Annotated in this window: 11 protein-coding genes; 9 read left to right on the top strand and 2 right to left on the bottom strand. The window is 53.9% G+C overall.

The genetic code is table 11. The features are described from left to right. The first annotated feature begins 25 nt into the window (after positions 1 to 25). The 5 genes from nagA to H7F31_RS26765 all read left to right on the top strand — a co-directional run bounded on the left by nagA (position 26) and on the right by H7F31_RS26765 (position 5,808). A complete protein-coding gene (nagA, locus tag H7F31_RS26785) occupies positions 26 to 1,225 on the top strand; it encodes an N-acetylglucosamine-6-phosphate deacetylase (RefSeq protein ID WP_187101291.1) in 1,200 nt (399 codons plus the stop codon). Positions 1,226 to 1,376: 151 nt separating this feature from the next. Next, positions 1,377 to 2,096 (top strand): response regulator transcription factor, encoded by a 720-nt coding sequence (locus H7F31_RS26780; protein WP_187101290.1) that lies wholly within the window; start codon positions 1,377 to 1,379, stop codon positions 2,094 to 2,096. Continuing rightward, on the top strand, positions 2,093 to 3,514 hold the full coding sequence (locus H7F31_RS26775; RefSeq protein WP_187101289.1) for a HAMP domain-containing sensor histidine kinase: 1,422 nt from the start codon (positions 2,093 to 2,095) through the stop codon (positions 3,512 to 3,514). Before H7F31_RS26780 ends, H7F31_RS26775 begins: the two co-directional genes overlap by 4 nt. Before the next feature lie 156 nt (positions 3,515 to 3,670). Then, positions 3,671 to 4,390: a PepSY domain-containing protein gene (locus H7F31_RS26770; protein WP_187101288.1), complete on the top strand. Its 720-nt coding sequence runs from the start codon at positions 3,671 to 3,673 to the stop codon at positions 4,388 to 4,390. 578 nt (positions 4,391 to 4,968) lie between these two features. Next, entirely contained in the window at positions 4,969 to 5,808 is an 840-nt protein-coding gene (locus H7F31_RS26765; RefSeq protein WP_187101287.1) for a PepSY domain-containing protein, read from the top strand. Positions 5,809 to 6,066: 258 nt separating this feature from the next. Here H7F31_RS26765 and H7F31_RS26760 read toward each other — a convergent pair whose 3' ends face one another. Together H7F31_RS26760 and H7F31_RS26755 are read right to left on the bottom strand one after the other, a co-directional pair. Continuing rightward, positions 6,067 to 6,945, bottom strand: coding sequence for a carbohydrate ABC transporter permease (locus H7F31_RS26760; RefSeq protein ID WP_187101286.1), 879 nt, complete (start codon positions 6,943 to 6,945; stop codon positions 6,067 to 6,069). Positions 6,946 to 7,190: 245 nt separating this feature from the next. After that, a complete protein-coding gene (locus tag H7F31_RS26755) occupies positions 7,191 to 8,075 on the bottom strand; it encodes an ABC transporter permease (RefSeq protein ID WP_258234852.1) in 885 nt (294 codons plus the stop codon). A gap of 226 nt (positions 8,076 to 8,301) precedes the next feature. Here H7F31_RS26755 and H7F31_RS26750 point away from each other — a divergent pair, with 226 nt between their 5' ends. The 4 genes from H7F31_RS26750 (at position 8,302) to H7F31_RS26735 (ending at position 14,710) form a co-directional block, all read left to right on the top strand. Beyond that, complete coding sequence (locus H7F31_RS26750) at positions 8,302 to 10,074, top strand: sensor histidine kinase (protein ID WP_187101285.1); 1,773 nt, start codon at positions 8,302 to 8,304, stop codon at positions 10,072 to 10,074. Then, a complete protein-coding gene (locus tag H7F31_RS26745) occupies positions 10,049 to 11,656 on the top strand; it encodes a response regulator transcription factor (protein ID WP_187101284.1) in 1,608 nt (535 codons plus the stop codon). Before H7F31_RS26750 ends, H7F31_RS26745 begins: the two co-directional genes overlap by 26 nt. Positions 11,657 to 11,772: 116 nt before the next feature. Continuing rightward, the gene (locus H7F31_RS26740) at positions 11,773 to 13,497 is read left to right on the top strand and encodes a type 2 periplasmic-binding domain-containing protein (RefSeq protein ID WP_187101283.1); all 1,725 of its coding nucleotides are present in this window, start codon (positions 11,773 to 11,775) and stop codon (positions 13,495 to 13,497) included. A gap of 103 nt (positions 13,498 to 13,600) precedes the next feature. Continuing rightward, positions 13,601 to 14,710: a hypothetical protein gene (locus H7F31_RS26735; RefSeq protein WP_187101282.1), complete on the top strand. Its 1,110-nt coding sequence runs from the start codon at positions 13,601 to 13,603 to the stop codon at positions 14,708 to 14,710. Positions 14,711 to 14,738: the final 28 nt, after the last annotated feature.

Below are 14,738 nucleotides of genomic sequence, written 5' to 3'. Positions count from 1 at the left end.
ATGCTATCAGGGGGAGGGATGCGCTATGAACACGAATCCAGGGGTTATGACGGTCGTAAATAACGGTACGATCATAATGGATAATAACACGATTAAAGCAGGCACCATTGCTTGGCAAGATGAGCGTATTGTTTATATCGGGTCTAGAGAAGGAGCGGCAGAGGTTATTGCTGCGAAAGGGACATATGTTGAGGAAATTGATGCACATGGAGGCTGGGTGCTGCCGGGGTTTATCGATGTACATGTACATGGCGGCTATGGTCATGATTTCATGGATGCCACGACGGAAGCTTATGATGCGATAACGCACTTTCATGGACAACGGGGAACAACTACGATGCTAGCTACGACAGTAACCGGTTCACACGACGCTATTGGAAAGGTCATTCGTGCTGTAGCTGCCTATCAGAAAGGGGGGATGCCGTATGCCAGGCTGCTTGGGGTTCATCTTGAAGGGCCTTTTATAAGCTCAAGGTGGTCAGGGGCACAGGATCCTAGACATATCGTTACGCCAAAGATGGAATGGTTAGAAAAATGGGTTAGTGATTATCCGGGACTGATTCGAATACTTACACTTGCGCCAGAGATAGAAGGAGCCACTGCTCTAATCACTTGGTTAAAAGAGCAGAAAATTGTACCTGCATGTGGTCATACGGATGCAACCTATGAATGTATCAATGAAGCAGCTAATTACGGCCTTACTCATGCGGTACATACATTTAATGCGATGAGGGGGTTTCACCATCGCAATCCTGGAACTGTAGGTGCTGTTTTAAGCCATAACGGGATTAGTGCAGAAATCATTGCTGACGGGCATCATGTTCACCCGGTCTGTATTCGGCTACTAACGAAGTTGAAACGCAGTGATCAGGTCATTCTTATTACAGACGCAATCTCTGCAGCCGGGTTAAGTGATGGGAGTTATCATATCGCTGGACTTGACGTGAACGTGCAGAACGGAATTTCCAGATTAAAGGAGGGGGGCAATCTTTCAGGTTCAACATTGACAATGATCGAAGCATTTCGATATATGGTGCAAGAAGTCGGACTGACTATCGCACAGGTAAGTCGATTCGCAAGCGGGAATCCGGCCAAATTACTTGGGCTTGAATCCGAGTTGGGGAGCCTTGCCTATGGAAAAAAAGCTAACGTTCTCCTTCTTTCGCCGGATTTAGAGCTTCAAGCGGTATGGGTTCACGGTAGAACTATCAATGAAGCGATATAGATATGAACCATCCTCGCATTCCTTGAAACAGAAATTTCCGTTTATTCCTAACTTTACTCCGCGCTCAGCTTTTGAGAGTGCCGATTAGACGCAGCAGGGCTTTTTGCGATATGCTGGGGGAAGATAAGCTGCGAGGCGGGGGGAATATGCGGTGAGCGAAACGATACTGGTAGTAGAGGACGAGCGCAAAATAGCGCGCCTGCTGCAAATCGAGCTGGAGAGCGAAGGTTATGAGGTGAGGCTGGCACCGGATGGAGTGGAAGGTTGGGCGGCCTACAAAGCTGGAGGCGTTGCCCTCATTTTGCTGGACGTCATGCTGCCCGGCATCGACGGTCTGGAGCTGCTGCGGCGCATTCGGGAAGTGGATTGCGCGACGCCGGTCCTGATGCTGACGGCCAAAAGCGCGGTGAAGGAAAAGGTGGCAGGGCTGGATCTTGGCGCTAATGATTACGTCACGAAGCCTTTCGAGATGGAAGAGCTGTTGGCGCGCATACGAGCGTTTCTCAGACAGACGGCACCGCTTGCGGCTCAAGTTGCGGCGCTGCACGTTCAAGATGAGGAGCCTGGCGAATGGCTGAGCGCCTCCGATCTGAGGCTGAACGAAAGCACGCGCGAGGTGGAAAGGGCAGGTGTGCCGATCGCGATGACGCAGCGGGAATTCGACCTGCTGGCTTGCCTGCTTCGGAACAAACGGCTTGTGTTAAGCCGCGACCAATTGCTGGAGGAAGTCTGGGGGTATGACTATGCCGGCAATACAAACGTGGTGGATGTGTACATCCGTTACGTCCGCAAGAAGGTCGACGAAGGGTTCGGGGCAGAGTTGATCCATACGATCAGAGGAATCGGATACGTCATCCGTGATGCGACATGAAGCTGGGGAGCAAAATCCATCTCTACTCCTCCGTCTTGTTTGCGGTTCTGTTGATCGCGGCCAATACGACTGTCTATTACGTCTTCTCTGGCATGATGGTCGACCGGGAGATCGGCAAGCTTGCCGCGGAGACCGAAATCGCGTCTGCCTCTTTGCGTAATGCAGCAGAGCCTGCGGCGATCCGAGAGCTGATGCGCGCCTACGTCCCGCTGGAAGGGATGCTGCGCTTGGTAAGCGGAGACGGACGAGGCGGCGAATATCTTGTAACCTCGGCGGAAGAGACGGAGTTAAGCCGCGAAGGGGCGGTTTTTTATCCCGAACGAAGGGAAGACAAGCTTGTTATCGGATCGCGGAACTATGGCTTCGTCTCGCTCCCGGTTATTGCGGCAGACGGATCGATCGTGAACGTGCAAGCTACGGCGAGCATGGAAGAGCTGATGGAGCTGCTGGGTTTGCTTCGGCTTGTCCTGCTTAGCGTCTCCGCCGCCGTACTTGTGCCCGTTGTTATCTCCAGCGGCGTGCTCGGCAGGGTGTTGATGCGGCCAATATCGGATATGACGCGCACGATGCGCCGCATTATCGGGAGCGGCGAATTCGCGAGGCTGAATCGGAAGGGCAAGTCTAAGGACGAACTCGCGGGCATGGGGGATACGTTTAACGAGATGATCGGCTTGCTCGAAGAGAGCTTCGTGCGCCAGGAGCAGTTCGTGTCCAACGCTTCGCATGAACTGAAGACGCCGCTTACCATCATAGAGAGCTATGCGAGCCTGCTCAAGAGAAGGGGAGCGGATCGGCCCGAGCTGCTGGAAGAATCCGTGGAAGCCATTCATTCCGAAGCCGTACGGCTCAAGGGAATGACGGAGCAACTGTTGCTTCTCGCCACCGCCAGACGGGCGTGGCAAGCGGAGACGGAGAAGGTGGATCTCCTGCCGTTCGCGAGGCAGGCAGCTGCCACTTTCGGCAAGGTATACGAGCGGGAAGTGACGGTTGAGTTGCGGGGGACGGGGCCGGATCGGCAAGGGAAAGCTGAGCGGATGGGCGATGTTGTCGATCGGGAGGATGGCATGCCGACTCAAACGGATCCCGATATGCTGAAGCAGCTCCTTCTGATTTTGCTGGACAATGCGCGCAAATACAGCGATGGTCCTATCGAGCTTTGCTTGGGCAGTGAAGGGGAACGTTTCTATATGGCTGTTCGCGACAATGGCATTGGCATTCCTGAGAACGAATTGCCGCATGTATTCGAGCGGTTTTACCGGGTAGACAAGGCGCGGAGCCGCGACGGCGAAACGACCGGCGGAGCGGGACTCGGACTCTCTTTGGCCAAGGAGCTGGCCAAGGCGCTTGGAGCGGAGCTGACGCTGGCAAGCGTTCAAGGGGAAGGAACGACCGCGACGATTTGGCTTCCGGCCACTTAAAAGAATCTAATTTTGAGATTCGCTGCGATTTCTCATGAAAATGATGAGGTATGTCGCGTTTTCTATTGGAGATGATGTGATGCGACCCGTTTTCTCATGAAATTGTAATATTGAGGTTTTACAATGTACAGCAGATAGAGGAAAGGGATGATGGCAATGTCTTCTGGCAAATGGCGAACCGGAACGACAGTCGCGGCCGCATGCGTCGCACTCTGTCTTCTCATTGGCGCTGTACTGCTGTTCTCAACGAGAGAAGGCCGCGCTGCGGGGCTTACGATGGAGGAAGCTAGGAGCGAGGTGCTGAAGCAGTATGGCGGAGAGATTATTGGCAGCTCGGCGCAAGACGGCGGATATCTGGTGGAACTAAGAACGGAGCAGGGGATATACGAAGTAACGGTAGGTGGAGCAAAGGGCAGCGTTGACAGTATTCGTTTGCTGGAGCGCTTCACAGGCGATGAAGGTACGGGAGTAGAGCCAGGGCCAACAGGTACCGCACCGTCGGAGACGGCAAAACCTTCGGACTCGGGCAGCGAGGTTTCGCCTGAGCCTACGTCGACGCCTGCTGCTACGCCGAACGTTAAGCCGACACCGTCACCGAACGGCATTGGCGCCACGGGGAAACCTCCGACCCGGACGCCGGGAGGCAAGCCTTCGTCGACTTCGTCCGTCCATATCACCGAGGAGCGGGCAGCGTCGCTGGCACTGGCGAAGATCGCGGGAACCGTGACGGACGTAGATAAGGACGATGACAACGGCGTCTGGTACTATTACGTCGAAATCGAGACGAACGACGGCCGGGAGGCCGAGGTCCAGCTTAACGCGGCGTCCGGCGCCATCGTATCCGTAGCTTGGGACGACGATGACGATGATGACTAGGACGCGTCTCCATGTACGCCGATAGCGACTCCGCCAGGTCGCATAATGGCACGGGACAGGTCCGTTCGAGGCACATGAGTATGAAATTTCATATACAATGTCGCTGGAGAGGTGCGTTCGAGGCTCATGTGTATGAAATTTCATATACAATGTCGCTGGAGAGGTGCGTTCGAGGCTCATGTGTATGAAATTTCATATACAATGTCGCTGGAGAGGTGCGTTCGAGGCTCATGTGTATGAAATTTCATATACAATGTCGCTGGAGAGGTGCGTTCGAGGCACATGAGTATGAAATTTCATACACAATAGCGCTGGAGTGTTGCATTCGCGGCACAAGAGTATGAAATTTCATATACAATGTCGCTGGAATGGTGCGTTCGAGGCACATGAGTATGAAATTTCATACAGCAGTCAAGGGGGTGTCGTATGCGACAGCCTCTTTTCATTTTCAAACGCTCGCCTATGATCCTCTCATCAAATTCTAATGTTGTTGTAATGATCCCCTCAGATTGCCCGGTTAAAGTGTAAGTAAGCAACAAGAGAGACATCAGAAGCGATAATGGGTGAAGGAGAGGAACATGATGATCAAAAAAAGCTGGATAATCGGAGCCGGACTGGTGGCGGTTCTGGGAGGAGCTGGCGCCGCATTCGCGGCTGGGGCACCGGCGGGAGACTACATTGGCAAGGCTAAGGCAAAACAGATTGCTCTGCAGGCGGTGCCCGGCACGGTAACCGACGTCGATCTGGAGCGCCATAGCGGAACGGTCTACTACGAGGTCGACATCGACCGCAAGGAAGACTTCCGGGAGGCGGACGTGTATATCGATGCGATTAGCGGCAAAGTGCTGCGCATTGTAGAGGATGACGACGACGATGACCACCGTTCCGAATCTGTATCCGGAGCAGGCATTGGCGCGCAAGCCGCACAAGGGACTAACGGCGCGGGACAGTCGGCGGCAACAACAGTGAAGCCTTCGGCGCCGGCAACTGGTAGCTCCTCCGCGTCAGCGACTTCGAAACCTGCGACGACAACCAAGCCAGCACAATCGACGGCGGCATCCGATTCGAAGACGGCTGCAGGCGCAGCAAACAGCGGCTCTGCAGCAACTGCCGCCAATATCATTACTGCCGAGCGTGCAGTGGAGATCGCCAAGCAAGCCGTTAAGGGCGAGCTGATTCGAGTGGAGACGGAACGCGACGACGGCAGACTGGAATATGAAGTTAAGTTAAAAACGTCGAATGGCACGGTCGAGGTGGAGATTGCCGCATCAAGCGGAAAAGTGCTGGACATCGATTACGACAATGACCGCGACGATTGGGACGACGACGACGACGATGACGATGATGACTGGGATGACGACGACGATGATGACTGGGATGATGACGACCAGTATGACGATGATCGGGACGATAACTAAGATTTTCGTCAAACAAACGCTGACGATAAAGGTATCCGAGTCATGCGCCGATGAAGCCATTCATCATGAAAGAGCCGGTGAATCAATAACAAGTTCCGTTTGAATAGCAGGTTCGGTTCATGTGCAGATCCGTTCGAACCGCTGAATTCATCCATGACCGCAAATCAATATCAACAAAAATGGATAACGAAAGCAGCTCAAGGCTGCCATAGGTCAATGCGGACCTCGGGGCAGTCTTTATTTTTGGGACAAAACCCCCTACTCCTTCACCGCCCCCAACACGATCCCCTTTACGAAGAATCGTTGCAGCAGCGGATATACCGCGAGAATCGGCAGCATGGCGATGAAGATTTGCGCCGCTTTGACGCTGCGGTTGGACATCATCTCCAGATCTTCCGGCGTAATGCCGGTTTTGCTGAAGTCCTGTACGACGACGATCGTCTGCAGCAGCGTGGCGAGCGGCCATTGCTCTTGCGACCTCATATAGAGCATGCCGTCAAACCAGCTGTTCCAGTGACCCACCATGGTGAAGAGCGAGATTGTCGCAATCGCGGGCAGCGAGATGGGCAGATACACCGAGAACAGAATGCGGAACGAGGTCGCTCCGTCCACGATGGCCGCCTCATCCAATTCCTTGGGCAGCGCCCGGAAGAAATTCATCATCAGAATCATATTCCATACGTTGACGAGTCCAGGCAGAATGAGCACCCAGAACGAATTGACGAGTCCGACCTTCTGTACAAGCAAGTAGTTGGGCACGAGACCTGCGTCAAAAATCATTATGAACAGGAAAAACCAGACATAAAGCGCGCGGACTCGGAACTCCGCGGAGCTCCGGGATAGAGAGAAGGCGGCCATGATCGTCACGATCATGCCAAGCACGGTACCCGTTATCGCGCGCCAAATCGACGTGACAATGGCGTTGCCGAAGTTATCGTTTTCGAATGTTTTGGTGTAACTCTCGAAGTTGAAGTCGATCGGGAAGAAGGTGACCAGATTTGCTTCGGCCGCGGATTTCCCGCTCAGGGATACGGCGAAGATATGGATCATCGGCAGGATGCACAGAATCGAAATCCCGATGAGCAGAGCCAGATTGATGTAATAAAACACTCTGTACGATGGATCTTTGTAATACATGGCGGGTCTACCTCCGTCGTTGGGTTGTTAAAGAGGTTGTTCAAAAAGTCCGCTTCCCATCACGAAGTATGCCAAGAAGCGTATTCGACATCGAATATTGAATTCAGGCGAAACTTCCGGTGCTCACGTAGCTTCCACTACGCTCCGCTCCTCAGTTTCTACCTTCATCCAATCTTCTCGGTGCTGAAAACCGAACTTTTTGAACACGGACTTAACGAGGTTGTACGAACAGTCCGGCTGCGATTTTAGAAAATGCGGTAATTGGCCCACTTGTAAGCGACATAATAGCCGCCGCTGATAAGAATGAAGCCGACCAGCGATTTGAACAAGCCGACAGTGGTGGCGAGACTGTATTGTCCGTCCTGGAAGGAGCGGAACACAAACGTGTCGATAATGTCGCCTTTGCCGAGCACGAGCGGATTGATCAGATTATAGATTTGGTCGAAGTTGGCGCTAAGCATGCTGCCCAGCGAAAGCGTGAACACGACGACCATGATGGGCAGGAGCGACGGCAGGGTGATGTTAATCGTCTGCTGCAGCCTTCCAGCGCCATCGATCTCGGCCGCTTCGTACAGATCCGGGTTGATGCCGGATAACGCCGCTAGGAACACGATGGCCGAGAAGCCGAATTCCTTCCACAGATCGCTTACGATAACCGTAACGCGGAACCAGTCTCCGTCGCCAAGGAACATTACGGGCTTTATGTTCAACGTTGTAAGCAGACGATTTACGATACCGTCGAGCGATAACAAATCGAGCAAAATACCGCCCAAAATAACCCAAGACATAAAGTGAGGCAAATAAACCATCGTTTGGATGGAGCGTTTCAGCCCCATATTGCGAACCTCGTTTAGCAGCAGGGCGAACAGGACCGGCACGGCCAAGCCGAAAATTATTTTCAGCACGGAGATGATCAGCGTGTTCCAGATAACCTGGACGGTGCCGTTTAAGGTGAACATAAGCTCGAAGTTGTCCCAGCCAATCCACGGCGAACCGCCTATGCCGAGCCAAGGCTTGAAGTCCTGAAAGGCCATGATGATGCCCGGCATTGGCGCGTATTTGAACACAAGCGCGATTAAGACGGCGGGAAGCAGCAGCAGATGCAGCCTCCAGGTTTTGCGGAATGGCATTTTTGAACGCAGCGCGGTTGACGATCGGCCGGTTGATGCTATAATGTCGTTATTCTTCATAAGGCTTCCTCCTGAATGTGATGGTAGGGAAGGCGAACGCAGCGTAATACCGTGCCTGGCATTGGCGGATGTTGGCCGTCTGTCTGGGAAAATTGTATGGCATCCGCCAATCGATGTATAGAACACATCTTAAAGGTGGCTGTCAATATATTAAGGGGGACCCCGCGTGAAACGGAGCAGGCCGATCTTTATCAAGATGACCGGCGTCATACTTATTCTGCTAATACCGGCCGTCATTCTTTACACCTACTTCAGCACGACAAGCATTCAGGTCATCGACAAGCAGATGAAAGCGTACAAGGAGAGCCAACTGCTCTTCCTCAAGAGTCAGATCGAGTCCAACGTCGAACGGTTGTCGTTATCCTCGAACGTGCTGGCGCGGGATTCCTCGATTCTGGATCTGCATATCAGCATGCTGACGAAGGATTATTACCGCATGATCGAATACCAGTCGCTGGTCAAAGAGAAGCTGTATCTCCAAAGTTTCTCCAGCCACTGGTCGAACGAGCTGTCCGTCTATTTGCCGAGCTCCGAAAGCCGAATCTCCACGAGTCCGAACGGCGCCTACGATCCCAAGCTGCTGGAGCTGTCGGAGAACGGCGTGTGGCGCTTCCATGACGGCGGCGATCCCAGATCAGCCTATTATCAAATGCTGATCTGGGATCCCTACCTGTCGAAGAGCGATCCCGATTCCGTCAACGCCGTGTTCGAGGTGCGTTTCGATCTCGACAACGTGCGGGAGATGCTCGAGCACTACAATGCGGAAAGCGCCGGCCACAACTTCCTGTTGACCGCGTCCGGCCAGACGTTTTCGGTCGACAAAGGCGGCGATGCGATGTACGCGGAGCTTGGCGCGAGCTTGCTTGCGGAAGGGCTAAACGACATCGGCAACGCCGATCGGACGGTGGACGGCAAGCGTACTTATTTGAGTTATGCGTATTTGCCCCAGTTGGACGCCTGGTTGGTCGATTACGTTCCGCTCGAACAATTTCACGCGCCGGTCATCGACAGCCGCAATCTGTTTTACGTCAGCATGCTTCTGTTAATCGCTCTCGGGTTAGCCGCGTCTTATCTGCTATATTTGCATGTGCAGAAACCGTTGTCGCTCCTCATTCGGGGTTTGAAGCAGTTCGAGATCGGCGACTACGGCTTCCGGATCGGTCAGAAATTCCATAACGAATTCGACTACATGATGCATCGGTTCAACGATATGGGACGCGAGATTCAGCATTTGGTCCATAACGTCTACGAAGAGCAAAACCGTTCGCGCCTCGCGACGCTCAAGCAGCTGCAATCGCAGATCAATCCCCATTTTTTGTACAATTGCCTGTCGTTTATCGCGGCTAGCGCCAAAGCGGGCCAGACGGCCGTTATCAAGGAGATGGCCTATCATCTGGGCGGTTATTACAGGTATACCACCCGCGTCGAGAATCAGAAGGCCACCCTCAAGGAAGAGGTGGATTTGGTTCGGCATTATTTGCAAATTTATACATACCGGCTGGAAAGAATCGCTTACGAAATCGACATCCCGGACGAGATGCTTAACGAGAATGTGATGCGGCTAATTCTTCAGCCCGTCGTCGAGAATGCCATTATGCACGGCGTGGAACCGAAACCGGGGCAAGGATTTGTGCGAATAACGGGAATAATGGCGGACGGCTGGAACGAATTGACCGTGGAAGACAGCGGAGACGGCATGTCCGACGACGAAATGAAGGCGCTTGCGGGACGGCTGGAGCTCCCAATGGACGACGCTTCGGGCTGCGGGATGTGGAACGTGCATCAGCGGCTCAAGCATCGATACGGCACAGGAGCCGGCGTGTCGCTTACGTATTCGGACGCGCTTACAGGACTCCGGGTGTCCTTGAAGTGGCGAAGCGAAGAATGGGAGACGGGGAAGAGGAGAGTGGGTTATGAGTCAGTTGTTGTTAGTGGATGACGAGCCGATGATTGTAGGCAGCATGGTGGCGAACGACTGGGCAAGCATTGGCATTGAGGGTGTTCATAAGGCGGGATCCGGGCTGGAGGCTATCGGAATACTGGCCTCCACTCCGATCGACATTGTCGTGACGGACATTCGGATGCCCGGCATGGACGGTTTGCAGCTATGCAAGCATATTCAAGAGCATTACCCCCGGACCAAATGCATTTTGCTGTCGGGATACGGCGAGTTCGAATACGCACGGAAGGCGATCGCCTACGGGACGGCCAACTACTTGCTCAAGCCGGTGAAGGATGAGGAGTTAATGGACGAGGTGGGGCGCCTAAGAGAGCTGCTGGAGCGGGAATGGGAGGAGATGGATTCCGTTCAGCGGGCGCGACATACGCTGCGAGTCCATCTGCCTATGCTGAGGACCAATCTGCTAAACGATCTGTTGTCGGGCATTCGGCTGCCGAACGCGCTTCTCGCCGAGCGGATGAACGAATACGGGCTGGGCTTCTTAACAGGTAGACATACCTCCATGCTGATGGTTCGGATCGACGAATCGGAATCCGCGATCCCCGATCCGTCGTTGCTCGAATATGCCGTGCGCAACATTGCAAGCGAAATTCTCGAAGCGGAATTCGAGGTTTGGGGAACCAAGGATTCCTTCGGGTATCTGTGTTATCTGCTTCAGGAGAAACCGGACGGTACATGGGATAAAGATGCTGCCATGAGATTGGAAAATATAGCCGGACAGCTGGTAGCCAAAGTGGGGAGATTCCTTCGCGGGACCGTCACCGCGCTGGTAGGCGAGCCCCGTCTGTTCCCGTTGGAGATCGTGGACCAGTACCGCAAATCGTTAAACGGGTTTCGAAAGGTTCCCCGCAGCGAACAAGGTATCGTTATTTTGGAGAGAGACAGTCGCTCGCAATACCGTTCTCTGGATTCCCTCTATGCGCCGCCAGGCTTTCAGGGGCTGTTCGAGGCGGGCCGTTGGCAAGACGCGCGCTCGAAGCTTGCCGAACTGGAGAAGGAGATGCGCGAGAAAAAGCTGGATACGGAGGAGCATGTGACGGAGGTCGCGTACGCGCTCATGAACGCCTTTTTGTATACGGCCCACTTGCAAGGGAAGACGCTCTTGGAGCTGACCGGCTTCGAGGCCGACATTCTCTCGGAGCAGGGCCTGTTCACCCGTCTCGACGGGGTGATGGAATGGGCGGACATGGCGCTTCGAAGCTTGGAGACCGCCACCGTAAAAGAAGTCAAAGACGGCAAGGGCATGCTTATTCCGAATATTCACCGCTTTATCGAAAGCCGCATTGCGGGCGACGTGTCCCTGCAGGCGATTGCCGATCATGTCGGCCTTCACCCGGCTTACTTGTCCTCGCTCTACAAGCAAGAGACAAAGGAGAATATCAGCGACTTTATTATGCGATACCGGATGGAGAAAGCAAGCGTGCTGCTCCGCACGACGGACATTCGAATCTACGAGCTGTCGGGTCAGCTGGGCTTCCAGAATCCGCCTTACTTCAGCAAGCTGTTTAAATATTATTACGGCGTAACGCCCCAGGATTACCGCGAGCGCAATGGGACGTGAACCTTAACAATTTGTTATACGATCTTAAAACTTTATCTCTTACCCGGCTGAAAACGCTGTAATAAGATTAGGTTGCATCTCAATACAGCAGATTCAAGGGAGGTTCAGGCAGACACATGGCCAAAAAATCATTGTTACTTACGCTCGCGGCAATCATGGTGATTACCCTGCTGGCGGCTTGCTCGTCGAACTCGAACAACGGGGGACAAGGAAGCGGCGCTGCGAGCAGTCCGACTGGAAGCGCGGAGGCTACGCAATCGCCTGCCCCATCGGAGGACTCCAACGCCGAGGCGATCCGCAACGGGACGCACAAGTTCGATCCGCCCGTTACGATCACGACAGTCAAAGCGACGGACGGTACCTTCAAGTTCAAGAACGGAGAGAATCTGGAAAACAACGTTCACACGAAGTGGGCGTTGGAGGAACTGGGCATTCAGCTCAAAAACCTCTGGGAGTCGCCCGGCGACCAATTTGCAACGAAGGTTCGCCTTATGCTCACGTCCAAGGAGACGCTGCCGGACGTGCTGATGACAGAGGATATGGCGCTTATTAACGAGCTTATCCAGTCGGGGCATTACCGCGATATTACGGATGATTTCGAGAAGTACGCCTCCGATGGCATGAAAGAGCTGTATAGCTCTCATCCGCTCATGTGGAGCCAAGTGACGCACGAAGGCAAAAAGATGGCGCTGCCGAACTTCGCGCATGCCGGCAACGATAACGCGGTCATGTGGGTTCGTCAGGACTGGCTCGACGAGTTGGGACTGCAGGCGCCGACGACGTTCGAGGAGCTGGAGACGGTTATGCAGACCTTCCTCGACAAAAAACCTGGCGGTACCAATAACTTGATTCCATTGGGACTGAGCCTGGGATCCGGCGGCAACAACCCGAACCCGTTCGCGGGCTGGCTCGGCGAGAGCACCTGGGTATTCGGTCCTTATGGAACAATCCCTTATCAGTGGCTGGAGAAAGAAGGAAAGCTCGTTCACGGCTCCACGCTGCCGGAGATGAAGGACGGTCTTACCCGGTTAAACGATTGGTACAACAAAGGTTATATTTCGCAGGAAGCGGGACTGCATGACGAGAACAAGCTGGCCGAACTGATCGGACAAGGCCGAGTAGGCATAGTCGTCGCTCCATATTGGCTGCCGAACTGGCCGATTCCGGATCTAAAGAAAAACGTGGAAGGCGCGGATATGCTGCCTTACCCGCTGCCGACGATGAACGGAAAATCCGCGGCCCGCGATACGACGTTCCTGCGCGGCGGACTGCTCGTGAAAGAGGATTTCGACCATGTGGATGCCCTGTTCCTGTACTTGAACCGCATCTTCGGACGCGTCTCGCAAGAGCCTGGCGGCGAATTCGAGAACGGCTGGGCGAAGGATTACGACTATACGATCTTGGCCGACGGAAGCGTGTCCGTTGCCGAAGAGGATATTCAGGGCGGCAAGGTCGGCGTGGCGAAATACGTGCTGATCGATCTAAAAAATCCGTTTAAGAATCTGGAAATGCTGGCGAATATCAGCAGAGGCGAAGAGCCGAAGACATCGGCGGAGAAACGCGCGGCCATGTCGAATCCAAGCACGCTGAAAGCGGCGGAAATCGTAGATGACGGCTGGAAAAACGGCTATGCCATCGCTCAACAATTTACGGGATCTCCGACGCCGGCTATGCAGTCGAAGAGCGGCATTCTCGTCAAGCTCGAGGGAGACACGTTCATCAGCATGATCTACGGCAAAAAGCCGATCGGCGACTTCGACAATTTCGTCAAGGAGTGGAAGAGCATCGGCGGCGAAGACATTACGAAGGAAGCCAACGAGTGGTATCAAAAGACAAAATAAAAGGAAGGCCCGCCGCGCGAAGCGGTGGGCCCCTTCTGAGAGACTGGTCCACTATTGAAATCAATAGACTGAATATTCGAACTACAAGGAAGGGGAAAACGCCATGGAAGGACGCCTTACGTTCGTTAAGCTGTCAACGATCGCCTTGCTTGCCATGGCCGTTTTAGCTAGCGCCGCGCTGCTGGTAAAGTCGTTATTCGCGGCGCCTGCCGCGGAAATCGTCGTGGCGACGGTCAATGGCGACGACATTACCGCCGAGGAGCTAGCTTACTTCGCGGGGCTTCATCGCGCTTCTGTCATTGAAAATTTTTTGGCAGAGGAGGGAGTGGTGATGGATAAACGATTCTGGCAGCGTGACATCAGGGGAGTTTCGCCGATCGAGAAGTTGAGAGAGCTGGCTTTGGAGGATGCGGTTGCGATGAAGGCGGAGCTGCAGTTGGCGCATGAGCTGGGACTGACAAGCGGCGTTTCCTATGCCTCCCTGCTTGAGGCGATGGAAAAGGAGAACGCGCGCAGGGCGAAAGCCTTCGCAAACGGTGAGCCGATTTATGGCCCGGCCAAGTTCGAGGAGCGGACGTTCATTGATTTTTACCGCGGCAAGCTGGCGACATTGTCGAAGGAAAGTTTGGCGGAGAGCGAGTTCGCGCCAATGGACGAGAGGGAGCTGGTTTCCTTTTACGAAAGGATAAGCACGATGTTGTCGCCAATGGCAAACAGTTTGACGTATGACAAAATCGCCATTACGTATCGTTATGAAGGGAAAGACGGCGATAAACGAATGGAAGAGGCGTTCCGGATGGCAACGGTTATTCGAGAGCGACTATTGACAGGGGAAGCAGCAACGGAGGCAGTGTTGGCGGAGGCAGCTTATCCGGCGGGGATGGCGGCAGCCTATGAGGAGAAGTTGGAGCTGAACGAATCCAATGCGTCGCGAATGTTCAAGTCGAACAACTCGCTGTATACTGCGCTGCAAGCGGCCTCGGAGGGGCAGCCGATTACTTCCGTCATCGACGATCCAATAGCGGGCCAATATGTGATTGCACGCGTGACAGATTGGCAAGCTGCAGAGGTCCCCAAGTTCGAGGAGGCGCGGGACGTTGTCAGGAAACTATATGTGGAGGAGCGGTATTCGGCTTATATGCAATCCAAGGTAGAAGCGGCTGCCGTACATCTGCTGCCTGCCTATTACGAATCAAAGTTAGGCGTGGAGTAAACGAGGATTCCACAAAATGAAAGCGGTT

It is taken from the genome of Paenibacillus sp. PAMC21692 (assembly GCF_014303795.1).
Taxonomy (GTDB): domain Bacteria; phylum Bacillota; class Bacilli; order Paenibacillales; family Paenibacillaceae; genus Pristimantibacillus; species Pristimantibacillus agaridevorans.
Note: the sequence above shows the minus strand (reverse complement) of the source record. Positions and strands in the feature narration are given on the sequence as shown.